Origin of the sequence: Luteimonas yindakuii, assembly GCF_004803715.2 — a bacterium.
Taxonomy (GTDB): domain Bacteria; phylum Pseudomonadota; class Gammaproteobacteria; order Xanthomonadales; family Xanthomonadaceae; genus Luteimonas; species Luteimonas yindakuii.
This window is the reverse complement of record NZ_CP039383.2, coordinates 283313-306726: the sequence shown is the minus strand read 5'-3', so window position 1 is coordinate 306726 and position 23414 is coordinate 283313. Positions and strand designations below refer to the sequence as shown.

General features: G+C 71.3%; 22 protein-coding genes. 13 read left to right on the top strand and 9 right to left on the bottom strand.

The features are described from left to right. Nucleotides 1–27 precede the first annotated feature (27 nt). Complete coding sequence (gene dtd / locus E5843_RS01410) at nucleotides 28–468, bottom strand: D-aminoacyl-tRNA deacylase (RefSeq protein ID WP_134675165.1); 441 nt, start codon at nucleotides 466–468, stop codon at nucleotides 28–30. 93 nt (nucleotides 469–561) lie between these two features. Here dtd and E5843_RS01405 point away from each other — a divergent pair, with 93 nt between their 5' ends. From E5843_RS01405 to E5843_RS01395, 3 genes are read left to right on the top strand one after another with little or no spacing between them, the layout of a single operon-like run. After that, nucleotides 562–1488, top strand: coding sequence for a lauroyl acyltransferase (locus E5843_RS01405; protein WP_141065580.1), 927 nt, complete (start codon nucleotides 562–564; stop codon nucleotides 1486–1488). Continuing rightward, a complete protein-coding gene (locus E5843_RS01400; protein WP_136411602.1) occupies nucleotides 1485–2000 on the top strand; it encodes a PH domain-containing protein in 516 nt (171 codons plus the stop codon). Before E5843_RS01405 ends, E5843_RS01400 begins: the two co-directional genes overlap by 4 nt. Beyond that, entirely contained in the window at nucleotides 1984–3600 is a 1617-nt protein-coding gene (locus tag E5843_RS01395; RefSeq protein ID WP_141065579.1) for a PH domain-containing protein, read from the top strand. The genes E5843_RS01400 and E5843_RS01395 overlap by 17 nt, the downstream gene beginning before the upstream one ends. 136 nt (nucleotides 3601–3736) lie before the next feature. Here E5843_RS01395 and E5843_RS01390 read toward each other — a convergent pair whose 3' ends face one another. The 5 genes from E5843_RS01390 to def all read right to left on the bottom strand — a co-directional run bounded on the left by E5843_RS01390 (nucleotide 3737) and on the right by def (nucleotide 8928). Continuing rightward, nucleotides 3737–4888, bottom strand: a complete 1152-nt coding sequence (locus E5843_RS01390; RefSeq protein WP_208542763.1) for a glycosyltransferase — start codon at nucleotides 4886–4888, stop codon at nucleotides 3737–3739. Then, the gene (locus E5843_RS01385) at nucleotides 4885–5883 is read right to left on the bottom strand and encodes a glycosyltransferase family 2 protein (RefSeq protein WP_136411601.1); all 999 of its coding nucleotides are present in this window, start codon (nucleotides 5881–5883) and stop codon (nucleotides 4885–4887) included. Before E5843_RS01385 ends, E5843_RS01390 begins: the two co-directional genes overlap by 4 nt. Before the next feature lie 215 nt (nucleotides 5884–6098). Continuing rightward, nucleotides 6099–7400, bottom strand: a complete 1302-nt coding sequence (gene rsmB, locus E5843_RS01380; RefSeq protein WP_141065577.1) for a 16S rRNA (cytosine(967)-C(5))-methyltransferase RsmB — start codon at nucleotides 7398–7400, stop codon at nucleotides 6099–6101. After that, on the bottom strand, nucleotides 7400–8332 hold the full coding sequence (fmt, locus tag E5843_RS01375) for a methionyl-tRNA formyltransferase (protein ID WP_136411600.1): 933 nt from the start codon (nucleotides 8330–8332) through the stop codon (nucleotides 7400–7402). The genes rsmB and fmt overlap by 1 nt, the downstream gene beginning before the upstream one ends. A gap of 83 nt (nucleotides 8333–8415) precedes the next feature. Next, complete coding sequence (def, locus tag E5843_RS01370; RefSeq protein WP_136411599.1) at nucleotides 8416–8928, bottom strand: peptide deformylase; 513 nt, start codon at nucleotides 8926–8928, stop codon at nucleotides 8416–8418. A 137-nt stretch (nucleotides 8929–9065) separates the two neighbouring features. Between def and E5843_RS01365 the strand changes: the two genes are divergently transcribed. The 8 genes from E5843_RS01365 (at nucleotide 9066) to E5843_RS01330 (ending at nucleotide 17461) form a co-directional block, all read left to right on the top strand. Next, on the top strand, nucleotides 9066–10238 hold the full coding sequence (locus E5843_RS01365) for a LysM peptidoglycan-binding domain-containing protein (RefSeq protein ID WP_134675400.1): 1173 nt from the start codon (nucleotides 9066–9068) through the stop codon (nucleotides 10236–10238). Nucleotides 10239–10426: 188 nt separating this feature from the next. Then, nucleotides 10427–11638, top strand: coding sequence for a DNA-processing protein DprA (gene dprA, locus E5843_RS01360; RefSeq protein WP_141065576.1), 1212 nt, complete (start codon nucleotides 10427–10429; stop codon nucleotides 11636–11638). After that, a complete protein-coding gene (locus E5843_RS01355; protein ID WP_134675175.1) occupies nucleotides 11635–12108 on the top strand; it encodes a DUF494 family protein in 474 nt (157 codons plus the stop codon). Before dprA ends, E5843_RS01355 begins: the two co-directional genes overlap by 4 nt. A gap of 73 nt (nucleotides 12109–12181) precedes the next feature. After that, on the top strand, nucleotides 12182–12643 hold the full coding sequence (locus E5843_RS01350; protein ID WP_141065575.1) for a GYF domain-containing protein: 462 nt from the start codon (nucleotides 12182–12184) through the stop codon (nucleotides 12641–12643). A 175-nt stretch (nucleotides 12644–12818) separates the two neighbouring features. Then, nucleotides 12819–15359, top strand: a complete 2541-nt coding sequence (locus E5843_RS01345) for a DNA topoisomerase I (protein WP_134675177.1) — start codon at nucleotides 12819–12821, stop codon at nucleotides 15357–15359. An 8-nt stretch (nucleotides 15360–15367) separates the two neighbouring features. Further along, nucleotides 15368–15940, top strand: a complete 573-nt coding sequence (gene tsaC, locus E5843_RS01340) for an L-threonylcarbamoyladenylate synthase type 1 TsaC (RefSeq protein ID WP_136411596.1) — start codon at nucleotides 15368–15370, stop codon at nucleotides 15938–15940. 89 nt (nucleotides 15941–16029) lie between these two features. Next, nucleotides 16030–16812: a DUF4124 domain-containing protein gene (locus tag E5843_RS01335; protein WP_134675179.1), complete on the top strand. Its 783-nt coding sequence runs from the start codon at nucleotides 16030–16032 to the stop codon at nucleotides 16810–16812. A gap of 13 nt (nucleotides 16813–16825) precedes the next feature. Continuing rightward, entirely contained in the window at nucleotides 16826–17461 is a 636-nt protein-coding gene (locus tag E5843_RS01330; RefSeq protein WP_134675180.1) for a DUF4124 domain-containing protein, read from the top strand. A 24-nt stretch (nucleotides 17462–17485) separates the two neighbouring features. On the opposite strand, the gene E5843_RS01325 is transcribed toward E5843_RS01330, so the two are convergent. Further along, nucleotides 17486–18262, bottom strand: a complete 777-nt coding sequence (locus tag E5843_RS01325; RefSeq protein ID WP_134675181.1) for an SDR family oxidoreductase — start codon at nucleotides 18260–18262, stop codon at nucleotides 17486–17488. Between the two features lie 65 nt (nucleotides 18263–18327). Between E5843_RS01325 and E5843_RS01320 the strand changes: the two genes are divergently transcribed. Continuing rightward, nucleotides 18328–18567, top strand: a complete 240-nt coding sequence (locus E5843_RS01320; protein WP_243733159.1) for a hypothetical protein — start codon at nucleotides 18328–18330, stop codon at nucleotides 18565–18567. 121 nt (nucleotides 18568–18688) lie between these two features. On the opposite strand, the gene sppA is transcribed toward E5843_RS01320, so the two are convergent. Both sppA and E5843_RS01310 read right to left on the bottom strand, forming a co-directional pair. Continuing rightward, a complete protein-coding gene (gene sppA / locus E5843_RS01315) occupies nucleotides 18689–20581 on the bottom strand; it encodes a signal peptide peptidase SppA (protein ID WP_136411594.1) in 1893 nt (630 codons plus the stop codon). A 69-nt stretch (nucleotides 20582–20650) separates the two neighbouring features. Further along, nucleotides 20651–22054: an MATE family efflux transporter gene (locus E5843_RS01310; protein ID WP_136411593.1), complete on the bottom strand. Its 1404-nt coding sequence runs from the start codon at nucleotides 22052–22054 to the stop codon at nucleotides 20651–20653. Nucleotides 22055–22171: 117 nt separating this feature from the next. Here E5843_RS01310 and E5843_RS14200 point away from each other — a divergent pair, with 117 nt between their 5' ends. Further along, a complete protein-coding gene (locus tag E5843_RS14200; protein WP_208542762.1) occupies nucleotides 22172–23410 on the top strand; it encodes a DUF3667 domain-containing protein in 1239 nt (412 codons plus the stop codon). Nucleotides 23411–23414: the final 4 nt, after the last annotated feature.

The window sequence follows — 23414 nt, the reverse complement described above, 5'->3', positions numbered from 1 at the left end:
CAGGGTTCCTGTCGGACCGCCGCCCGCTCACGCCTCGAGCAGGAACGTCACCGGGCCATCGTTGACCAGGCTGATCTGCATATGCGCGCCGAAGCGGCCGGTTTCCACGCCTGGCGCATGCCGTTCGCGGCACAACGCGACCAGCCGGTCGAATACCGCTTCGGCCTCGGCAGGCGCGGCGGCGGTGCTGAAACCCGGGCGCATGCCGGAGCGGGTGTCGGCGGCCAGGGTGAACTGGCTGACCAGCAACAGCCCACCCGCGGTGTCGGCCAGCGAGCGGTTCATGCGCCCGGCCTCGTCGGAGAACACCCGGTAGCCGAGCAGCCGCTCGGCCATGCGCCCGACCTGTGCGGCACCGTCGCCGGGCTCCACGCCGACCAGGGCGAGCAGGCCGGGGCCGATGGCACCGATGGTTTCGTCGTCGACGACGACACTGGCGCGGGTGACGCGCTGGATCAGGCAGAGCATCCGGGCTGTGGGCAATGGCGACCGGGGGAGGTTAACGCCTGGCGTCGCCCACGGCCGGTCCTGCGGCCGACTGCCGCCCTCTACACTGCCCGCATGCCCGCCTTCCTCGCCCGCCTGCTGTATGCGCTCGCCGCGCTGTTTTCCCGCCTGCCATGGCGCTGGCAACGTGCCGTGGCGGCCGCGCTGGCCATGGCATGGAACCGGCTGGACGCGCGCGAGAGCCGCGTCGCCCGGCAGAACCTGGCCATCGCCTATCCCGATGCCCTGCCCGCCGAACGCGAGATCTGGCATGCGGCGGTGCTGCGGACCACCGCGCTGCAGTTCGTCGAAACATTGCGCTTCTGGACCCGGCCGGCCGCCGCCAACCTTGCGTTGATCCGCGAATCCCATGGCACCGCGCTGTTCGATGACGCGCTGGCATCCGGCCGCGGGCTGATCGTGGCCGCGCCGCACTACGGCAACTGGGAACTGCTCAACCAGTGGCTGGCCGCGCGCACGCCGATCTCGGTGCTGTACCGGGCGCCGGAGTCGGCCGTGGGCGAAGCCTTCCTGCGGCGGGTGCGCGCCAACGCCGGTGACCGCGTGACCCAGATCCGCGCCGACGGGGCCGCGGTGCGCCAGCTGGTGCGCCTGCTGCGCGGCGGCGGGGTGACCGGGATCCTGCCCGACCAGCAGCCGAAGGCCGGCGAGGGCGAATACGCACCATTCTTCGGCACCCGTGCGCTGACCATGACCCTGCTCGGCCGGTTGGCGGCGAAGACCGGCGCCACGGTGCTGTTCGCCTACTGCGAACGCATCGGCGACGGCCCGGATTTCGCGCTGCGCATCGAGCCCGCCCCGCCCGGCCTCACCGATGCCGATCCGCGCACCGCGGTGGCCGCGCTCAACCAGGCGGTGGAGCGCATCGCCCGGCGCGATCCGGCGCAGTACCAGTGGACCTACAAGCGCTATTCGATCCGCCCGCCGGGCAGCGGCGAGCGCTACCCCTACCCGAAGGCGCACGAGGAGACTGCCGGATGATCGAGCTCGACGACCTTGGCCTGGCGCCAGCGCTCGCCGCCGACGACGGCTGGAATGCGCTGCCACGGCGCGCGCGCTGGCTGTTCGCGCTGTCGGGTGCCATCGGGGTCGCGGTGCCGGCGGCGGTGGCGCTGGTCGCCGCCGGGATCTGGATCGGCGGCGATGCGGTGCGGCTCGGCGCCCTGGCGGCCTGGCTGGCGCTGGTGGCGCTGGGCGGCTGGATGGGCCTGCGCCGCTACCGCTGGACGCGCTGGCGGCTGGATGCGGATGGTTTCGGCCTGCAGCGTGGGCGGTTGTGGTTCACCGAGACGCGGGTGCCGGGCACGCGCGTGCAGCACATCGACCTGCGCCGCGGACCGCTGGAACGCCAGGCCAACCTGTCGACCCTGATCGTCCATACCGCCGGCACCCGCGACAGCGCGGTGGCGGTGCCCTGCCTCGATGCCGGCGACGCCGAACGCCTGCGCGACCGCCTCGCTGCCTGGATCGGCCACGATGACGACGACGCCTGATCCGGCCGGCGACGACGGCGACCCGGGCCACCTGCACGGCGCCGGCAGCATCGCGGCCAGCAGCACCGCGACGGTTACCGACGCGGCTGCCGACGCCCTGCTGCCCACCGACGGCGAACGCCGGCTGCATCCGCTGTCGTGGCTGTTCGTGCTGCTGTCGCAGGTCGGCCAGATGCTGGTGCCGCTGGTGGCGATCGCCCTGTTCGGCGCCAGCCGCGACGACGGCGCGCGCCTGGGCATCGTTGCGGTGGCGCTGGTGGCGTTGCTGATCGGCGCGGTCTGGCGCTACCTCACCTTCCGCTACCGCATCGCCAGCGACAGCGTGTTCGTGCGCAGCGGGCTGTTCGAACGCAGCCTGCGGCAGATCCCGTTCTCGCGCATCCATGACGTGGCGCTGCACCAGACCCTGCTGCACCGCCTGTTCGGCGTCGCCGAGGTGCGGCTGGAATCGGCCGGCGGCAGCAAGCCGGAAGCACGCATGCAGGTCCTCACGCTTGCCGAAGCGCTGGCGCTGGAGCAGGTGGTGCGCCGGCGCGCATCGGCGACCGATGCCGTGGAGGCGCACGCGCAGGACGCGACCGCGCCGGCCGACAAGTCACGCACGCTGCTGGCACTGTCCACCGGCGAGGTCATCCGCCTCGGCCTGGTGTCCAACCGCGGCATGGTGGTGGTTGCGGGTGCCGTCGCCCTGCTGATGCAGGCGCTGCCCGACAACATGGCCGGCGACCTGCTGACCCGTGTCGCGCGCGAGGCGTTCGGTCGCGTGAGCGTGCTCGGCGATGCGTGGCAGGGCCAGCTGATGGCGGCGACGCTGCTGCTGGTGCTCGCGCTGTTCGCGTTGCGGCTGCTGTCGGTGGTGCTGGCGCTGGTGCAGTACCACGGCTTCCGCCTGGTCGAGGACGGTCGCCGGCTGGGCGTCGAACGCGGCCTGCTGACACGCCTGCGCAACAGCGTGCCGCGCCGGCGCATCCAGGCCTGGACGCTGCATGAAGGCCTGCTGCACCGGCTGCTGCGCCGACGCAGCCTGCAGGTCGACACCGCGGTGGTCAGCCGCGGGCAGGACCAGCGCAGCCTGTCGGAACTGGCGCCGATCGCACCCGCGGCGGAGTGCGACGCACTGGTCCGGCACCTGCTCGACGCCGGTGACTGGCCGCCCGCGCAGTGGCGTCCGCTGCACCGCCACGCGTGGCTGCGCCTGTTGTTCCCGGGGCTGGTGTTCTCGCTGCTGTTGGCGGCGGGGCTGACGTGGTGGCTTGGCGCCTGGGGGCTGTCCGGATTGCTGTGGCTGCCGTGGGCGGTGCTGGCCGCCACGCAGCACGCACGGCGCGCGGGCTACGCCATCGACGACCGCCTGCTTGCGGTCCGCGAAGGCTGGTGGTCGCGGCACTGGCGTTTCGCCGAGATCGACAAGCTGCAGGCGCTGCGGCTGCGACGCACGCCCTTCGACCGCTGCACCGGCATGGCATCGCTATGGCTCGACACCGCGGGTGCGGGGGCGATGGCACCGTCGCTACGGATCCGCTTCCTGCCGCTGGTGGATGCACGCGCCCTGCTCGACCGCCTGACGCGTGAGGTCGCCCGGCGACCGCTGCGCTGGTAGCTCCACCGGGTATGGGCGCGTAGCCGGATAAGGTCCACGGGCCGCATCCGCGGGGCCCGATGCATGGCCCTCGCTACTGCAGGTCCCGGATGCGGCTGCGCCTTATCCGGCCGACGCGTCGGTGCGCGTGCAGCGGCTATCGGAACGGTGGCTGCGCCGCGAGTTCGAGGAACATTGCCTCGTAGCGGACATTCATCCGCTCGCGGGCGTATTCGCTCACCGCGATCTCCCGCGCACGCGCCCCCAGTCGCGCGGCCAGCGCGTCGTCGCGCAACAGCCGCTCCAGCGCATCGGCCAGCGCAACCGGATCCGCCTCCGGCACCAGCAGGCCGTCGACATCGTCCTCGATCGCCTCGCGCACGCCGGGAACGGCACTGGCCGCGACTGCGCAACCCGCCGCCATGCCTTCGATCAGCGCCAGCGGCATGCCTTCGTAGTGGGTGCTGAGCACCGCGATGCGATGCGTCATCAGCAGCTCGGGCACGTTGCGACACAGGCCGAGGAAGCGCACCTGCTGCTGCAGGCCGAGCTCGGCCGCCAGCGCTTCCAGCGGCCGCCGGTGGCGGGCCTTGCCCGCGCCGGCCAGCAGCACCGGGGGCGCCAGGCCGCGATCGCGCAGCAGCGCCACCGCACGCAGCAGGGTCGGGTGGTCCTTCTGCTTCGACAGCCGCGAGACCATCACGATGCCGGGAATGCGGGCCGGAGCCGGCACCGCGTCGGCATCGGCGAACGGCTCCACGCGGATGCCGTTGGAAATGGCGATGGTGCGCCCGGGTGGCATGCCCATGTCGAGCAGCACCTGCCGCACGCCTTCGGAACAGCCGACGATGCGACTGCTGCGCGCCCCCAGCCAGCGCGTCTGCGCCAGCCGCCAGCGGGTGTAGCGTTCGCGGGTGTTGTGCTCGACGTGCACCAGGTGCGGCACGCCGGCCAGCAACCCGGCATAGCGTCCCCACAGATGCTCGCTGAAGCCATGCGCGACCAGCACGTCGGGCCGGATCTCGCGACACAGGCGCACCAGCGCCAGGATCGTCGCCGCATGCGACCAGCCCGGTACCACCCGCAACGGTACGCCGGCGGTTTCGAGCTCGGCGATGCGCGCGGGATCGGTACGCCGCTTGCGGCGCAGCACCAGCAGCGGCTGCACCTTGCCGCTGTCGCGGCCGGCATTGACCAGCTGGATCGCGACCTGGGTGGCGCCGCCGGAAAAGCCGCCCGTCACGAAATGCAGGACGCGCGGCGGTGGCGCCGCAGGTACGCGCGGCGTCCGCCCTCCGGCTTCGCTCACGCCAGGCGCTCCAGGCGCTCGATGCCCTTGCTGATCCGCCTGCGCCGCAGCCACCAGCCGCGACGGCGGCATTCCTCCAGGATCACACGCAGGCCGCCCGGAAACAGCCGCTGCAGCGTGTCGCGCAGCTCGCGCGCCAGCGCCGGCTGTTCGCCGGTGATCCGGTGCGCCACCGACGACAGCGCACGGATGCAGAAGTAGTCGATCGCGAAACGCGTGCGCGCATCGAGGCCGGGATCATCGGCGAACGCACCGTGCAGTTCACGCACCGACGCCAGCACGTCGCGGAACTTCCCCGCGTCGAGCGTGGCCAGTGCGCTGCCCGGACGCTGCCGGTAGCCGATCCACGGCTCGGCCACGTGCACGAACGTACGCACGTTGGCAACCAGCGTAGGGATCGCGGCCATGTCCTCCATCACCACGCGCCTGGGAGGGAATGGCGCAGTGCCCCAACAGCTGCGCCGCGCGATCTTCGACCACGGGTGCAGCTGGCGCGCCGCCATCAGGCCCCGCAGCAACACGCCGCGATCGCTTTCGAGTTGATTGTCGCGTCCGGAGAACGTCGAGCGGTGGTATTCACCGCGCAGGCGGTGCTTGAGCGCCATGCGTTCACGCACGATTCGGAAGTCGCACAGCACCAGGTCCGCACCGGTCCGCTCGATCGCGGCCTTGAGGCCGGCGATGGCGCCCGGAAGCATCAGGTCGTCCGAATCGAGGAACCACACGTAGTCGCCGCGCGCGTCCGCGAGCAGGGTGTTGCGCGCTTCCGCGATGCCGCGGTTGCGATCGTGGCCGAGCAGGCGGATGACCTCGCCATGGCTCTTGCGCAGCTCCCGGGCGATGGTGCCGCAGTCGTCCGGCGAGGCGTCGTCGAGCAGCACGATTTCCACCCCGCCGTCGACCTGCGCAAGCACCGATTCCACGCATTCGCGCAGGTACGGCTCGACGCGGTAGAACGGCACGAGCACGCTCAGCCAGGGATGCGGGGGCGACATGTGCAAGTTGGGGGCGGCGCCGGTGGTGGACGCGGCGCAGTCTACACAGCGCAACGCTAGGGTTTGGTTAGCCGGCAGCCCCGGGGACAACCGACCCACGGGAGCCGTCGCCGCCCGTGATCACCACGGATCCGTCAAGACGACTCCTGCCCGGCACGCTGGCCCCTTTCCCGTCGACGAGAGGGTGATGGCGTGGGCCTTGCAGCCCTTCGCATTCAGTCGGCAGCGCGCCGCAGCCGTGCATAGAAGAACCCGTCTGCATCGGCATCGCCGGGCAGCCGCTGCCGCCCCGCACCGGCGACCCGGCCGAAGCGCTCATCGAGCGGTTCGGCGCGTGCGTCCGGCGTACGCGCCAGGAAGGCGTCGACCTGCTGCGCATTTTCGGCGGCAAGGATCGAGCAGGTCGCATACAGCAGCACGCCGCCGGGCGCGAGCAATTGCCAGCAGGCGTCGAGCAGCTCCGCCTGCAGCGCCAGCAGCGCTTCGAGGTCCTGCGGGCGGCGGTGCAGCAGGATGTCGGGCTGCCGCCGCACCACGCCGGTCGCCGAACAGGGCGCGTCCAGCAGCACGGCGTCGAACGGCGTGCCGTCCCACCAGTCGGCCGGCAGGCGGGCATCGACGGCATGCAGCGCCACGGCGGGCAGGCGCAGGCGCTTGAGGGTGTCGGCGACACGCTGTAACCGCCGTGGATCGACATCGAGCGCGGTCAGCCGCAGCGCCGAGTCGCGCTCGAGCAGGTGCGCGGCCTTGCCGCCCGGCGCCGCGCAGGCATCCAGCACGCGCGCACCGGCCGGTGGGGCCAGCGCATCGGCCACCGCCTGTGCGGAGAGGTCCTGGATGGAAACCGCCCCGTCGTCGAAGCCCGGCAGCTGGGCGACCGGCACCGGCGTGCGCAACAGCAGGGCGTCGGCCGGCCACGCGGGGAGTCCGGCCTCCACGTCGTGCGCCGCGAGGCACGCGCGATAGGCCTCGCGATCGCCCTGGCGGGTGTTGACGCGCAGCCATGCCGGTGCCGCGGTCGCACTGGCGACGAAGATGTGCTCGGCCTCATCCGGCCAGTCGCCATGGATGCGCTCGCGCAGCCAGGCAGGCCAGGCATCCGCAGGATCGCCCGTCGGCAGGCCATCGCGGATCGCACGGCGCAGCAACGCATTGACCATGCCGGCCTGGTGGGTCCGCCCGAGCGTGCGCGCGGCCTCCACGGTGGCGGCCACCGCGGCATGCGGCGGCAGCCCGAGCGGGTCGAGCTGGGCGAACCCTGCGTGCAGCAACGCGCGCAGCAGGCTGTCGCGCGCGCCCAGCGGCCGCGTGGTCCATGCCGCCAGCGCAGCGTCGGCACGCGCGCGCTGGCGCAGCGCGGCGAAACAGATCGCTTCGAGCAGTGCGCGATCGCGCGGGTCGCGCAGCGTCGGCAACGCGGTGGCGAGTTCGGTCCGCAGCGAGCGGCCGCGGATCACCGCATCCAGCACGCGTGCCGCGGTCGCACGCACCTCGGCACCGGCGACAGGCGTGGCCATCAACCCTGCGCGGACGGCACGGCGAGATCGCGCCGTGCGTTGAGCCAGTCGGCGGCGGTGATCGCCTTGCCGCCCGGGCGCTGCAGCGTGCGGATGCGCAAAGCACCCTCGCCGCAGGCGATGTCGATGCCCTGGCGGCCGGCGGCCAGCAGCGTGCCCGGTGCTGCATGGTGCGCCAGCGGCAGCGCGACCGCGGCGTGCAGGCGCAGGCGTTCGCCGGCGACATCGGCTTCCGCCATCGGCCATGGGTTGAACGCACGCACGCTGTTCGCCAGCACCTGCGCAGGCTCGCGCCAGTCCAGCCGCGCCTCGGCCTTGTCGAGCTTGCGCGCATAGGTCACGCCATCGACCGGCTGCGGACGCGCCACCGGACGGATGCCCACGCGCAGCAGGCCGAGGCCGTCGATGAGCACCTGCGCACCGAGCGCGGCGAGGCGGTCGTGGAGCTCGCCGCCGGTTTCCTGCTCGCCGATCGGCGTGCGCTGTTCCAGCAGCACCGGACCGGTGTCGAGGCCCTTTTCCATCTGCATCAGGCACACGCCGGTCCCGGTGTCGCCGGCCTCGATCGCGCGCTGGATCGGCGCCGCGCCACGCCAGCGCGGCAGCAGCGACGCATGCACGTTCCAGCAGCCGTCGACCGGGATGTCGAGCACCGCCTGCGGCAGCAGCAACCCGTAGGCGACCACCACCATCAGGTCGGGCTTGAGCGCGCGCAGCGCGTCCTGCACGTCCGCATCGCGCAGGGTCTCCGGCTGCCGCACCGGAAAGCCCATGTCCTGGGCGGCGCGCTTCACCGGCGACGGCGTCAGCACCCGGCCACGGCCTGACGGGCGGTCCGGCTGCGTGTACACGGCGACCACCTCGGCCTTGCCCGCCGCCGCACGCAGGGCCGGGACGGCGAAATCGGGAGTGCCGGCGAAAACGATCTTCATGCAGCGTGATCCATCTGGGACTGTGAAACGCGACCGCCCGGCCACTGGCCATGACGCGATCGCGCGCGGTGGCGTCGCCCGGATCAGCCGTGCTTGCGCAGCTTGCTGAGCTTCTTCAGCGCCATCGAGCGCTTCAGCGGCGACAGGTAATCGATGAACAGCTTGCCGTCGAGGTGGTCGACCTCGTGCTGGATGCAAGTCGCCAGCAGGCCATCGACACGCAGGGTGAACGGCTTGCCGTGGCGGTCGAGCGCCTCGACCTCGATGCCGTCGGCGCGGGTGACCTCGGCGTAGATGCCGGGAATCGACAGGCAGCCTTCCTGGTGTGCGCGCAGCGCCTCGGAACGGTTGCGGATGACCGGATTGACGAACACCAGCGGCTGCCCGCGATCCTCGTCGACGTCGACGATCATGAAACGCTCGAGCACGGCGACCTGCGGTGCGGCGAGGCCGATGCCCGGCGCCTCGTACATCGTCTCGAACATGTCGTCCAGGCGCTTCTGGAACGCCGGTTGCGCAAGCAGTGCGGGGTCGACATCGACTGCGCGCTCGCGCAGGTGCGGGTCGGGGTACTCGATGATCGGCAGCAGGGACATGAAAAAGGGGGCCTGGGTCACAACGGGAAAACAGGCTCCACAGTGTAACCGCGGCTCTTGCGTGCGGCCGGGATTTGTAGGCTATAGTGCGGCCGCTGCAAGGGGAAATCTCCAAGGGGAGCAGGTAGATGGCCGGCATGGTAGAGCGCCTTTCCCGGTCGCTGCGGACGGCGTGTGCCGTTTCGTTGCTGACCGTCGCAACAATTGCTGCTGCACAGGGGGTGCGCGGTGACCACCCGGATACGTATGTCGTCAAGCGTGGTGACACGCTATGGGACATCGCCGGACGGTTCCTGCAACGCCCGTGGCTGTGGCCCGAGATCTGGCAGGCGAATCCGCAGATCCAGAATCCGCACCTGATCTATCCCGGCGACGTCATCAGCCTGGCCTACCTGGACCGCGTGGCCGGTGCCACCGTGCAGCCGGGCCCGCGCCAGGATGCCGCGCCGATCGACGCGATCCCGCTGTCGGACATCGAGCCGTTCCTGCGTGACCTGCAGGTCGTCGACGAGTTCGAGCAGCTGCCCTACGTGGTCGGCATGGAAGACGACCGCCTGCGTGCGGTCGACGGCCAGGTCGCCTACGTGCGCGGTCTTGCCCAGGCCCAACCCGGCGAGCGCTATACCGTCGTGCGTCCGACCACGCGCTACACGCATCTCGAGCGTGCCGGCCTGTGCTGCGACCTGTTCCACTCCGACGACCTCGACTTCCGCGGCCGCCGCACGCTGGACTTCCAGCAGTACTGGACCAACGTGACCTTCCCCGACAAGGGACAGGAACTGCTGGGCTACGAGATGGTCCGCGTCGGCGCCGGCACGGTGACCCGCGGCGAAGTCGGCGGCATCCAGGTCAGCACCCTGCTGCTGGATGAAGAGGGCCACGAGGTGCGCATCGGCGACCGCCTGGTGCCGGTCAATGCGCAGCCCTACGACCTGCAGTTCTTCCCGCATGCACCGCGGGTGCAGACCGACTACGGCCGTGCCCGCGTGCTTGCCGTCGCCGACATGCTGACCTCGGGCGGTCCGCGCGACGTCATCGCGATCTCGGTCGGCCGTCGCGAAGGCATCGACAACGGCACGGTGTTTTCGCTGTGGCGCGAGGGCCAGTCGACGATGGACCGCGTCGAGAAGGGCCCGGACCGCGATCCGCAGACGGTGTTCTTCGAGAACAAGGTGCGCCTGCCCGACGAGTTCGCCGGTCACGCGATGGTGTTCCGCACCTACGACCGCGTCAGCTACGCGCTGGTCATGGACAGCATCAAGCCGACCCGCGTCGGCTACCACCTGAAGCATCCGGACGCCCCGTACTGAGGACGGGGACCGCTGCGGTTGGTGACAGAACGGCGCCTTCGGGCGCCGTTCTGCGTTTCGCCGGACGCGATGCCATCAACCCGTCGTATGGGCAAGGTCACCGGTGCGCCGTGGTGCGGCCAAGTCCTACATGGCGGTGCGGATGCCGCCGACGGCGGCCGCCGCCCACCGCGCCCGACACTCGACGCATGGATACTGCCGTCAGCCCAACCTCCACCCGAGCCCGAACCCCGGCCGAAGACCCGCACGCCCTCCTCCGCCTGCTGCTCGCCGGCGGTGCGGCGGCGCCGCGCCGACGCCTCCTCGCCACCCACGGCAGCGCCACGGCGGCCATCGCCGCCGGCGCGGATGCCTGGCACGCGGCCGGCCTGGATGCAGGCCAGCACGCGGCGCTGCACCGGGCCGGTGGCGCGGAGATGACGGCGGCCACGGCCTGGCTGGCGCGACCCGGCCATCATCTGATCGGCTGCAACGATCCGGACTATCCGCCCTTGCTGCGCGACGCCCCCGGCGCGCCACTGGGACTGTTCATCGCCGGCGATCCGTCGCTGCTGTGGCATCCGATGGTGGCGGTCGTCGGCAGCCGCAATCCGAGCGCGGCCGGTCGCGAGCACGCGACCGCCTTCAGCCACGCCTTCGTGCGCGCCGGGCTCGGGATCGCCAGCGGGCTGGCGCTGGGCATCGATGCCTGCGCGCACACGGCGGCGCTGGAGGCCGGGGCGCCGACGATCGCGGTGCTGGGCTGCGGTCCGGATATCGCCTATCCCGGTGCGAACGCGCCGTTGCAGGCGCGGATCGCCGGGCAGGGCGCGGTGGTCAGCGAGTTCCCGCCCGGCACCCGGCCCCTGCGCGAGCATTTCCCCGCGCGCAACCGCATCGTCGCCGCGCTGTCGCTGGGCACGCTGGTGGTGGAGGCGGCATTGCGTTCCGGCGCGCTCATCACCGCCCGCCTTGCCGCCGAGGCCGGGCGCGAGGTGTTCGCCATCCCCGGCTCGCTGCACAACCCGATGGCGCGTGGCTGCCACCGGCTGATCCGCGAGGGCGCCGCCCTGGTCGAGTCCCCGGAGGAGGTGATCGGCGCCCTGGACCCGATCGCGCAGGTGCTGGCGCACGCCTTGCATGGACGTCTGCACGGCCCCACATCGTGTGCGGAGCCGCCTTCGGCGGCCCCGGGCGTGGATCCTGAACGCGAAGACCCCGACTACAACCGATTGTGGGCAGCCCTCGGGCATGACCCAACGGATATGGATCGGCTGGCGTCGCGCACTGGATTGACGATGGCCGAGGTGTCCTCCATGCTGCTGCTCATGGAGCTTGAAGGCCGCGTTCTGGTCGAGCACGGCCGGTACTCCCGCATATCCGCAACGAAGCGTCCACGGGGCGCAGGCCGGGGGAAATGAAAGAGAGCATTCTCGACGTCCTGCTCTACCTGTTCGAACACTATTTCACCGACGAAGCGGACCTGCTGCGCGATCGCGATTCGCTGCAGACCGGGCTGCTGCAGGCCGGTTTCAGCCCGGCCGAGATCAGCAAGGCGTTCGACTGGCTCGATGCCCTGGCCGAGCAGCGCCCGGGCCCGGCCACGCCGCGCCCGCACGGGCCGGTGCGCATGTTCGCCGGCCCCGAACTCGACAAGCTCGACCAGGAATGCCGCGGCTTCCTGCTGTTCCTGGAACAGCACGGCGTGCTCGACGCGCACCAGCGCGAGCTGGTGATCGACCGTGCCATGGCGCTGGACCAGGACGATCTGGACCTCGACGACCTGAAGTGGGTGGTGCTGATGGTGCTGTTCAACCAGCCCGGCAGCGAGGCCGCCTACGCCTGGATGGAAACCCAGATCTTCGCCGACGAGCCCGAGCCGGTGCATTGACCCGGCGCCGGGGCGCGCCGCGCCCCGGTTTTCCTGGCGCTGCCGGATGCAGCGCCGCCTTCGCATGGAACGCATGAGCACGCCCCGCCCCGACCCCGCCTGCTGGCATTACCGCGATGCCCGCGGCCGCGCCTGCGGGCCATACGACATCGATGCGCTGGCGCGGCTGTACCGGTTCGGCCACCTGCGCGCGGATTCCGAGGTCTGGTCCGACGCAGATCCGACGCCGCCCGGGCCCCTGCGCGGCCGCCGCGACGCCTTCCGTCTGCACGGCGACGGGCGTCTGGAGGCGCTGGCCACGGCGTACCCGGATGCATCGCGCGCGCTGGGCGGGACGGCGGTCGACGCACATGGTCCTGACCAGCGAGCGGGAGCCGCCCCACCGGCCGCGGGTCCCGAGCCTGCGCCGCCTGTCGACCGGGCCACTGCCAGCTCCGCGCCGGATGTCACCAGCCCGCCACGCGCCTGGCCCTGGGCCGCAGCCGTCCTGCTGCTCCTGGGATTGACATTGCTGGTGGCCCGGCTCGCTTCCTGATCGCGAAGCAGCGACAATCGCGGCCCCGCGGGGTCGGCCGGCTTGACATCGGCCACCCCGACATGATTCCACTAGAAAAGACGCACGCCCGGGGTTCCTCGCCCCGGGCGTCCCTTTCTGCAAGATCCTGCCGGCCGACCCGCCGTTGCCCGCGCTCCCGGAACCCCCAAGCCACATGGCCAAGAACCTCCTCATCGTCGAGTCGCCCGCCAAGGCCAAGACGATCAACAAATACCTCGGCAATGACTTCCAGGTCCTGGCCTCCTACGGCCATGTGCGCGACCTGGTGCCGAAGGAGGGCGCGGTGGATCCGGAAGACGGCTTCCGCATGCGCTACGACCTGATCGAGAAGAACGAGAAGCACGTCGACGCCATCGCCAAGGCCGCGAAGTCCGCCCAGGGCATCTACCTCGCGACCGACCCGGACCGCGAGGGCGAAGCGATCAGCTGGCACATCGTGGAGATCCTGCGCGAGCGCGGCCTGCTCAAGGACAAGGAACTGCACCGGGTGGTGTTCACCGAGATCACGCCGCGCGCGATCAAGGAAGCGATGCTCAAGCCCCGCGCGATCGCCGGCGACCTGGTCGACGCCCAGCAGGCGCGCCGCGCACTGGACTACCTGGTCGGCTTCAACCTGTCGCCGGTGCTGTGGCGCAAGGTGCAGCGCGGTCTCTCGGCCGGCCGCGTGCAGTCGCCGGCGTTGCGGATGATCGTCGAGCGCGAGGAGGAGATCGAAGCCTTCATCGCCCGCGAGTACTGGACCATCGAAGCGGCGTGCGCGCATGCCTCGCAGCCGTTCTCGGCCAAGCTGACGAAGCTCGACGGCAGGAAGTTCGAACAGTTCACCGTCACCGACGGCGACACCGCCGAGGACGCCCGCAGCCGCATCGTGGCGGCCGCACAGGGCGTCCTGCACGTCACCGACGTCACCAGCAAGGAGCGCAAGCGCCGCCCGGCGCCGCCGTTCACGACCTCCACCCTGCAACAGGAAGCCTCGCGCAAGCTCGGCTTCACCACCCGCCGCACCATGCAGGTGGCGCAGAAGCTGTACGAGGGCGTGGCCATCGGCGAGGAAGGCACCGTCGGCCTCATCACCTATATGCGTACCGACTCGGTGAGCCTGTCGCAGGACGCACTGGGCGAGATCCGCGACGTGATCGCGCGCGACTTCGGCACCGGCGCATTGCCCGACAAGCCGAATTTCTACCAGACCAAATCCAAGAACGCGCAGGAGGCCCACGAGGCCGTGCGCCCGAGCTCGGCACTGCGCACGCCCGCCCAGGTGGGCCGCCACCTCTCCGACGACGAGCGCCGCCTGTACGAGCTGATCTGGAAGCGCGCCGTCGCCTCGCAGATGGTTCCGGCCACGCTCAACACCGTGTCGGTGGACCTCGCCGCCGGCAGCGAGCACAGCTTCCGCGCCAGCGGGACCACGGTGATCGATCCCGGCTTCCTCGCCGTGTACGAGGAGGGCAAGGACAGCAAGGGCAAGGACGACGAGGACGAAGGTCGCAAGCTGCCGGTGATGAAGCCCGGTGAGCGCATCCCGCTCGACCGCATCCACGCCGACCAGCACTTCACCCAGCCCCCGCCGCGCTTCACCGAAGCCTCGCTGGTGAAGACGCTCGAGGAATACGGCATCGGCCGTCCGTCCACGTACGCGTCGATCATCCAGACCCTGCAGTTCCGCAAGTACGTGGAGATGGAAGGCCGCGCGTTCCGCCCGAGCGACGTCGGCCGCGCGGTGTCGAAGTTCCTGTCCAGCCACTTCACCCGCTACGTCGATTACGACTTCACCGCCAAGCTCGAGGACGATCTCGACGCGGTGAGCCGTGGCGAGGAGGACTGGGTGCCGCTGATGGAGAAGTTCTGGGGCCCGTTCAAGGAACTGGTAACGGAGAAGACCGAATCGGTCGACCGCAACGAGGCCACCGGCGCCCGCGAGCTCGGCACCGATCCCAAGACCGGCAAGCCGGTCAGCGTGCGCCTGGGGCGCTACGGGCCGTACGTTGCGATCGGCAGCACCGCCGAGGATGCCGAGGACAAGCCTAAGTTCGCATCGCTCAAGCCCGGCCAGAGCATGCACACCATCTCGCTCGAGGACGCGCTCGAGCTGTACCTGATGCCGCGCGTGCTCGGCGAGAACAACGGCGAGGAGGTCAGCGTCGGCATCGGCCGGTTCGGTCCGTTCGCCAAGCGCGGCAGCGTGTATGCCTCGCTGAAGAAGGAGGACGATCCCTACACCATCGACCTCGCCCGCGCGGTGTTCCTGATCGACGAGAAGGAAGAGATCGCCCGCAACCGCATCATCAAGGCGTTCGACGGCAGCGACATCCAGGTGCTCAACGGCCGCTTCGGGCCGTACATCAGCGACGGCAAGCTCAACGGCAAGATCCCCAAGGATCGCGAGCCGGCCTCGCTGACGCTGGAGGAAGTGACGAAGCTGCTCGAGGAAACCGGCAAGCCGGCACGCGGGCGCTTCGGCAAGAAGGTCGCGGCGAAGAAGGTGGCGAAGAAGGCCGCAGCCAAGGCACCGGCAACGGCGACGAAGAAGGCCGCAAAGAAAGCCACGAAGAAGGTGGCCAGGAAGGCGGCCGGCAAGACCGCGAAAAAGGCCGCCGGCAAGGTGGCGAAGAAGGCGGTGGCGAAGAAGGCCGCGGCACGCACGGCGAGCGCGACCGCCACGCCGTCGAACGTCGACGACGCACCGTTCTGAGCGACGCCATGACCGCGCAGCCCGCCGCGCTGTCGATCGACGCCGCCGCCGCGCGGCTGCGCGCGGGCGCGGTCATCGCCTATCCCACCGAAGCGGTGTGGGGGCTGGGCTGCGATCCCTTCAACGAGGCGGCGCTGCTGCGCCTGCTCGCCCTGAAGGCACGGCCGGTCGACAAGGGCGTGATCCTGGTGGCCGCCGATGCCGGCCAGTTCGACGGCCTGGTCGACTGGGATGCGCTCGACCCGACGGCACGCGCCGCGGTCCTCGCCAGCTGGCCCGGGCCGCACACCTGGATCGTGCCCGCCGCCGCGCGGGTGCCCGCATGGGTGCGTGGCGACCACCGCGATGTCGCGGTGCGCTGCAGCGCGCACCCGGTGGTGGCGGCGCTGTGCCGCGCGTTCGGTGGGCCGCTGGTGTCCACCAGCGCCAATCCCGCCGGTGCCCCGCCACCGCGCACCCTCGAGGCGTTCGACCCGGTGCTGGGTGCCGCGGTGGACGCCATCGTCGACGGCGCCACCGGCGGGCTCGAGCGTCCGACGCCGATCCGCGACGCGCGCAGCGGCCAGGTCGTGCGCGACTGAGCGCTGCCTGCTGAATGCCGCCCGCCCCGCCATGCCTGCGGCGGCGCCGGCGGCTTTCACCCGTCGCCGGCCTCACGCATGATGCGGACATGGACCGCGACCCGCCCCGAGCCTTCGCCGCCGCACTGCTCGCGTTCGCCCTTGCTGCCGGCCCGGTGGCCCCGGCGCGAGGCGAGGTGACGCTGTACCGCTGCACCGACGCCAGCGGGACCGTCACCGTGCAGGACACACCCTGCGTTGCAGGTACGCGCCAGGAGGTGCGCACGATGCAGCGGCCGCAGGATCCGCCGCCGGGCAGTCGCACGCCGCCGCCCGCGCAGGCACCGCCCGCCACACCACCCGCACGGAGCGTGCAGACCATCGTGATGCGCACGCCGCAGCCGATGTACGAATGCATGACCCCCGATGGCGATCGCTACACCAGCGATACCGGCGACGGCAATCCGCGCTTCGTGCCGCTGTGGACGCTCGGGGTGCCGTATCACGGCGCGGGCCATGGCCCGATCACACCGCCGACGATCCGCGATCGCCCGGTGGCCAGCCCGCCGCGCGGCGGGCTCAGCACGGCGCCGGTCAACAACATCAGCATTCCGTCGGCGCGCAATGTCCCGCAGCCGCCGCCACCGCCACCACGACGCCCGCCCCCCGGCCATGGCCATGAGCGTGGCCATGGCTACGGCTATGGCGGCGGTGGCACCTGGATCCGCGACAGCTGCACCGCGTTGCCGGCCGCCGAGGTCTGCGCCCGACTGCGCGAGCGCCGCGAGACCATCCGCCGCCAGGCGTTCAACGCACAGGAAAGCGAACGCCGCACGCTGCGCACCGAGGAGCGCACGCTCAACGCACGCCTCGCCGAGGATTGCGGGCTTTGACAGGCGGAATCCGATGAGCAGCCGACAGCGCGTCGCGGGCCTGGCCGGCCTGCTGGCGATCCTTGCCCTGGCACCGGTGGACGCCGGCAACGTGATCTACCGTTGCACCGCCGCCGACGGCACGGTAACCCTGCAGAACGCCGAGGCCTGCCCCGCCGGCCAGCGGCAGCAGGTCATCGAGGTCGACGTGGCACCGCCGCTGCCGGCGTTCGTGCCGGCGCAGCCACCGCCGGGCCTGCGCGTGCTGCCGGTGACCGCGGTGGTGCCGCCGGCCGATACCACCACGCCGCCGGACCCCATCGCCACCGCGGAACCGGAACCGCCACCGCCGCTGTACCAGTGCACGCGCTGGGACAACGAGCGCTACCTCACCGAGGATGCGGTGCCAGCCACGCGCTGCCGGCCGTTGAACACCACCGGCATCGGCGGGCTGTCGACGATGGGCGCGGGCCAGGCCTGCGAACAGGTCGAGGACCGCTGTGCCGTGGTGCCGGAGGACAACCTCTGCCGCGCCTGGAAGAGCCGCGTCGACGAGGCCGAATTCCGCTTCAAGGTGACCCCGGCGCAGTCGCCCGCCGCACGTGCGCGCCAGGAGGAATACGCCGCGCTGGCAGCGACCTACGCGGCGTCCACCTGCGTGCGCGGGTGACGCGGACGCGACCGGCGCACGCGCTCAGAACCCGTACTGCAGGAAGCCGCCGTCGATGGCGATGCACTCGCCGGTGATATAGGCCGAGGCCGGCAGGCACAGGAACGCCACCGCCGCGGCCACTTCCTCCGGCTCGCCGATGCGCCCGAGCGGCGTGCGCGCGAGCACCTCGTCGAGATAGTCGGGATCGGCCAGCGCCGTCGAGGTGCGCCGCGTGCGGATGTACCAGGGCGCGACCGCGTTGACGCGGATGCCGTCCTCGGCCCATTCCACCGCCAGGTTGCGCGTCATCTGGTGCAGCGCCGCCTTGCTCATGCCGTATGGCGCGCCGGTACGCAGGTGGGTCAGCCCCGCCACGCTGCCGACATTGACGATGCGCGCGCCCGGATGCTGGGCCAGCAGCGGGTGCGCATAGCGCGACAGCTCGAAGGCACTGAACAGGTTGATCTCGAAGATCTCCCGCCACTCCTCCTCGGCGTACTCGGTGGTCGCCCGCACGAGGTTGCCGCCGGCGTTGTTGACCAGGATCTCGAGGCCTTCGCCCTGGTCCTCGACCCAGTCGAGGATCTCGCGACGCTGCTCCTCGTCGGCGACGTCGCCGATCATCGCGCGCAGGTTCGCGGCGGGGAATTCCTCCAGCAGCTCATCGCGCGCGGCATCCAGCGCGTCGCCGTCGCGGGCCACGATCATCACCTCGGCACCGAAGCCCAGCAGTTCGCGCGCGATCGCACGGCCGATGCCGGCGCTGCCGCCGGTCACCAGCGCGCGTTGACCGTCGAGCCGCCAGCGATGGGGGTCCATGGATGCTCCCGCGAATGACCGCACGTAGGATAAGCCAACCCCAGTTGCCCGACCGAGGTCCTGCCATGGCGACACCGCGTTCCGCTGCATCCCAAGCCCGTCACGCCGCGGTTGCCTGCGTCGTCCTGCTTGCACTGGCCGGATGCCGCGCACCCGAACACGAACCGCCCGGCACGCCACCGGAGCCACAGGCCACCGGGCTGCGCGACGCGATCCAGGATCCGCTCGACAAGGCGCAGGCCGTCGAAGGTGCGATACGCGAGGCCGACCACCGCAGGCGCGAACAGGCGGACGACACGCCGTAGCGGAGCCCGGCGACTTCGACCCGTCGGTGCCGCCACGGGCGCTTGCACCCGGGCGGCCGGGCGTGCCCTGCCGGCGTCACCCGCCCTCGCCCATCGACGGGCGAAGGCGCTCCTGCGTCGCTCAGAACGTCGGGCAGAAGCAGTAGGTCATCGCCCGCACCGGGCCGGCCACCGGACGGTCCATCGCCACTTCGAATGCGGCCAGGTGACGCTCCATCTCCGGCAGCGCGCGCACCGCCAGCCGCTGCGCCAGCGCGCTGTCGCCGAACAGCGCCGCCATCGCGCCGGAGCGGCCCATGCCGGCCAGGAACTGCGCGAACGGGCTCAGCGGCTGCTCGATGTAGCGCACGCGGAAGCCGTCCTCCGCGAGCTCGGCACGGCCCGCGGCATCGGCGATGGCCTCGCGCAGGCCGCCCAGCTCGTCGACCAGGCCTCGGTCGCGTGCCTGCGCACCGCTCCACACGCGGCCGCGGGCAACCGCGTCGATCTCTTCCGGCGTGCGGCTGCGGCCCTGCGCGACCTTGCCGACGAAGTTGCGGTAGATGTGTTCGACGCTGGCCTGGATCACCCGGCCCACGTCCGGCTCCAGCGGCCGGGTGAGGTCGAACGCACCGGCATAGCGGGTGGTGCCGACGCCGTCGGAATGCACGCCAAGGCGGTCGAGGGTGCGGGTGAAGTTGGGCACCATGCCGAACACGCCGATCGAACCGGTGATCGTCGACGGATCGGCATAGATGCGGTCGGAGTTCATGCTGATCCAGTAACCGCCCGAGGCGGCCACGTAGCCCATCGACACCACCACCGGCTTGCCGGCTTCCTTGAGCAGTTCGACTTCGCGGTTGATCTGTTCCGAGGCATACGCGGAGCCGCCGGGCGAGTTGACCCGCAGCACCACGGCGCGCACGTCGTCGTCCTCGCGCGCCTCGCGCAGCAGGGCCGCGGTGGAGACGCCGCCGACGCCACCCGGCCCACGCTCGCCGTCGACGATCATGCCTTCGGCCACCACCACCGCCACCTGCGGGCGGCGCGACAGCGCACTGCCGACGCTGCTGTCGACATGGGCGAGGTAACCGTCGAGGTCGATGCTGCGGAAGCCGGAGTCGGCATCGGCATCGGCCACGCCGCGCTCGGCCAGCAGCGCCTCGACCTGCTGTTCGGTCATCAGCCCGTCGACCAGGCCGCCCTGCAGCGCGTACTGCGCCATGTCGCCACCGACCGCGGCGATGCCGTCGGCCATGCCGTCGATGTCGACCTGGATGCGCGCCACGTCGAGCCCGCGCGCGTGCGCGATATCGGCGAGGTAGCGCTGCCAGATGTCGTTGAGCCAGTAGAAATCGGCTTCCTTGGCTTCGGTCGAGGCGGCGTCGAGGATGTAGGGCTCGACCGCCGACTTGAACTCGCCGACCTTGAACACGTGCACGTCGACGTCGAGCTTCTCGCGCAGCGCCTCGCCGAAGTACAGGCCGTAGCTGGCCAGGCCTTCCAGCACCACGCCCGAGCCCATCGGGTCGACATAGACCTCGTCGGCCTGGGCGGCGAGCAGGTAGCTGCCCTGCGGCATGCCCTGCCCGTAGGCGATGACCTGCTTGCCGGATTCGCGCAGCGCGCGCAGGCCGGCCGCGACCTCGCGCATCGTCGCCATGCCCGACGGCAGCAGGCCGTCGACGCGCAGGTACACGCGCTCGATGCGGTCGTCCTTGGCGGCGGCGTCCATCGCGCGCAGCAGGTCGCGCAGCTGCACCTCGCCCGGGCCGGTCTGGCCCATTGCACGCGACAGCATCCGCGAGGTCGGGTCGACCGAGTACTGCTCGACGATGCGACCCTCCGGCGCGATCACCAGCGTGGTGCGCTCCAGCAGCGGCGTGGCGCCTTCGCGGCTGGCGAGGATGGCCACGAACAGCACCACCAGCAGCAGGAACAGCAGGTTGAACACCAGCCGTCGGCTGAAATTCACGGCATCCCAGATCCCGACCAGGACGCGGGCGATCGGGCCGCGGCGGCGCGCTTCGTTCATCGATTTCGACTCCGGAGAAAAATGTGCATCGAATGCTGGCGACAGCTTAGCGGGACGCGGTGAACGGTTTCATGCGCCGGAAGTCGGGGTGGCTGCCGTGCTGGCGGGCATGGCGTCGGCCGACGGCAGCCGCGACAGCGACCAGGCGAAGCGCGATGCCATCAGGATCGAGGCCACCACCAGGCCGGCGATCAGCCCGGTCCACATCCCGCGCGGGCCCCAGCCCAGGCCGAGCCCCAGCCCGGCGCCCAGGCTCATGCCCACGCCCCAGTAGGCGAACGCGGCCAGGAACATCGGCACCCGGGTGTCCTTGAGCCCGCGCAGTGCGCCGGCGGCGAGCACCTGCAGGCCATCCGGGAACTGGAACAGCGCCGCGTACAGCAGCAGCGAGGCCGCCAGCGACGCGACCGCGGCGTCGGTGGTGTAGAGGCCGACCACCAGCGTGTTGCCGGTCAACAACAGCAGCGCGGTCATCGTCTGCGTCGCCAGCACCAGCACCAGCCCGGCCAGCGCCGCACGCCGCACGCCCTCGCGCGCGCCACCGCGGCCCAGCGCATGGCCCACGCGCACGGTGGTCGCCTCGGCCAGGCCGAACGGGATCATGAAGCACAGCGCGGAGACGTTGATCGCGATCTGGTGCGCGGCTGCCGGCAGTTCGCCGAGGCGGCCGATCAGCAGCGCGGTGACCACGAACAGCCCGCCCTCCATCGCCACGGTCACGCCGATCGGCAGGCCCACCTTCAGCAGCGCGCGGATCTCCGCCCAGCGCGGCGGATCGAAGCGCGCGAACAGGCCGAGGTCGGCGAAGCGGCGTGCGCGCGCCAGGTAGAACGCGAAGCCCAGCGCCTGCGCCCACAGCATCGCCGCCGAGGCGTAACCCAGCCCGGCCGCGCCCATCTCCGGCACCCCGAACAGGCCGAACGTCATCACCGTGCCGAGTGGCAACAGCAGCAGCAGGCCGCCGAAGCCGAACAGCATCGTCGGCAGCGTCCAGTGCAGGCCGTCGCTGAGATAGCGCATGCAGTAGTAGGCGGTCAGCGCCGGCACGCCCCAGCGGATACCGCGCAGGAACGCACTCGCGCCCGGTACCAGGCCGGCATCGATGCCCATCGGCGCCAGCGCGTGCACGGACAGGCTGAGGAAGGCGAACAGCAGCAACCCCAGCGCCGCCGCCAGCCACAGCGACTGCCGGAACAGCGGGCCGATCTCGGCACGGCGGCCGGCACCCTGGAGCTGCGAAACCGAGGGCGGCAGCGCCATCAGCGTGCCCATCGGGATCATGATCGGCAGCCAGAACATCGCCGTGCCCACCGACACCGCGGCCAGCGTGGCGGTGCCGTGGCGACCGGCGATCACGCTGTCGACGAGGCCGATCAGGCCGGTGGAGACGTGGCCGGCAACCAGTGGCGCGGCCAGCACGGCGGTGGTACGCACTTCGCTGCGGAAGGGCGCCCGCGAGGGAGGGGAGGACATGGGCGGCTCGGACCACGGCTGCGGCCGCGCCGAAGGGCGCTGGCACCGGGTCGCGGCGGGCCGGTATCTTAACCGCCGACCGCGACATCGCGCCGCGGCGCCCTGGGGACCTCCACGATGAGCAACGCGGCCACCGAGCGCCATGCGCCCGCCTGCGAGAACTGCGGCACCTGGCTGCAGGGCGGCTACTGCCACCTGTGCGGGCAGTCGGCGCACAACCCCACCCGCCATTTCGGCCATGCCGTGGAGGAGATCTTCGAATCGTTCTGGCATCTGGATGGCCGGGTGTTCCGCACCCTGCGCGACCTGTTCGTGCCCGGTCGCGTCGCCAATGCCTACCTCGCCGGGCACCGGGTGCGCTACATCGCCCCGCTGCGGCTGTTCGTGGTGCTGACTGCGCTCACCTTCTTCACCGCCAAGATGGTGATGACCCCGGTCATCAGCGACGACAGCGACCCGCTGCCGCAGGACGCGGCCACCCTCGCCGAGACCGCAGGCGCGGCGGCACCGGCAGCATCCGCACCGCCACGCCGGTTGCCCGAGGGGCTCGAGGAATCCTTCGCCGCGCTCGACACCGTCAGGGCGGTCGAGCGCGAACGCGAGCACCTGCTGCGTGACCTGGCGCGCGACGATGCGCCGCGTGCGCTCGGCTTCGTGTTCGACGCGGCGCGGCGCAGGATCGACGCCACCGCCGACGCGCGCATCCGCGCACTGGGCGGCGAACCCGGATCCCGCGACGAGCCCGCGACCCTGCCTGCGCAACCGCCTGCGGCCGACGCGGGTGCCGATGCCGGAGCCAGTGTCGATACCGATACCGACGCCAGTGCCGATGCCGCTACGTCCACGCCCGGCGAGACCGGCCCTGGCGAGGTGTCCACCGGCAACGCCTTCGTCGACCGCACGATGGGCAACTGGCAACGGCTGACCCAGGACCCGCGCGCGATCGCGCAGTTCCTGTTCGGTGCCGCGCCGGCCACCCTGTTCGTGCTGGTGCCGCTGTTCGCGGTGCTGCTGCGGGTCGCCTACTTCTTCACCCGGCGGCCCTATCTCGAGCATGTGGTGATCGCGCTGTACAGCCACGCCTGGCTGATGCTGGCGCTGCTGCTGGTGTTCTGCGCCAGTGCGCTGGGCGACTGGGCCGGCACGCGGGTGCCGGCCATCGCCAGCGTGCTGTCATGGCTGGTGGTCGCGCTGGTGTGCGCGATGCCGCTGTACCTGCTGTGGATGCAGCGCCGGGTGTACCGCCAGGCCTGGTGGCTGACCCTGCTCAAGTACGCCGTGATCGGCTACGTCTACACGATGCTGTTCGGCACCGTGGCGGTGGGCGTGATCGGCTTCTCGCTGTTCACGATGTAGCCCC

Coding starts and splice junctions, on each gene's coding strand:
- E5843_RS01345 (WP_134675177.1), top strand. CDS start 12,819: ATGGCCAAGAACCTCCTCATCGTCGAGTCGCCCGCCAAGGCCAAGACG.
- fmt (WP_136411600.1), bottom strand. CDS start 8,332: ATGAAGATCGTTTTCGCCGGCACTCCCGATTTCGCCGTCCCGGCCCTG.
- rsmB (WP_141065577.1), bottom strand. CDS start 7,400: ATGGCCACGCCTGTCGCCGGTGCCGAGGTGCGTGCGACCGCGGCACGC.
- E5843_RS14200 (WP_208542762.1), top strand. CDS start 22,172: ATGAGCAACGCGGCCACCGAGCGCCATGCGCCCGCCTGCGAGAACTGC.
- E5843_RS01310 (WP_136411593.1), bottom strand. CDS start 22,054: ATGTCCTCCCCTCCCTCGCGGGCGCCCTTCCGCAGCGAAGTGCGTACC.
- def (WP_136411599.1), bottom strand. CDS start 8,928: ATGTCCCTGCTGCCGATCATCGAGTACCCCGACCCGCACCTGCGCGAG.
- E5843_RS01400 (WP_136411602.1), top strand. CDS start 1,485: ATGATCGAGCTCGACGACCTTGGCCTGGCGCCAGCGCTCGCCGCCGAC.
- E5843_RS01385 (WP_136411601.1), bottom strand. CDS start 5,883: ATGTCGCCCCCGCATCCCTGGCTGAGCGTGCTCGTGCCGTTCTACCGC.
- E5843_RS01325 (WP_134675181.1), bottom strand. CDS start 18,262: ATGGACCCCCATCGCTGGCGGCTCGACGGTCAACGCGCGCTGGTGACC.
- E5843_RS01335 (WP_134675179.1), top strand. CDS start 16,030: ATGGACCGCGACCCGCCCCGAGCCTTCGCCGCCGCACTGCTCGCGTTC.
- E5843_RS01365 (WP_134675400.1), top strand. CDS start 9,066: ATGGTAGAGCGCCTTTCCCGGTCGCTGCGGACGGCGTGTGCCGTTTCG.
- E5843_RS01330 (WP_134675180.1), top strand. CDS start 16,826: ATGAGCAGCCGACAGCGCGTCGCGGGCCTGGCCGGCCTGCTGGCGATC.
- E5843_RS01320 (WP_243733159.1), top strand. CDS start 18,328: ATGGCGACACCGCGTTCCGCTGCATCCCAAGCCCGTCACGCCGCGGTT.
- E5843_RS01350 (WP_141065575.1), top strand. CDS start 12,182: ATGAGCACGCCCCGCCCCGACCCCGCCTGCTGGCATTACCGCGATGCC.
- E5843_RS01395 (WP_141065579.1), top strand. CDS start 1,984: ATGACGACGACGCCTGATCCGGCCGGCGACGACGGCGACCCGGGCCAC.
- tsaC (WP_136411596.1), top strand. CDS start 15,368: ATGACCGCGCAGCCCGCCGCGCTGTCGATCGACGCCGCCGCCGCGCGG.
- sppA (WP_136411594.1), bottom strand. CDS start 20,581: ATGAACGAAGCGCGCCGCCGCGGCCCGATCGCCCGCGTCCTGGTCGGG.
- E5843_RS01405 (WP_141065580.1), top strand. CDS start 562: ATGCCCGCCTTCCTCGCCCGCCTGCTGTATGCGCTCGCCGCGCTGTTT.
- dtd (WP_134675165.1), bottom strand. CDS start 468: ATGCTCTGCCTGATCCAGCGCGTCACCCGCGCCAGTGTCGTCGTCGAC.
- E5843_RS01355 (WP_134675175.1), top strand. CDS start 11,635: ATGAAAGAGAGCATTCTCGACGTCCTGCTCTACCTGTTCGAACACTAT.
- dprA (WP_141065576.1), top strand. CDS start 10,427: ATGGATACTGCCGTCAGCCCAACCTCCACCCGAGCCCGAACCCCGGCC.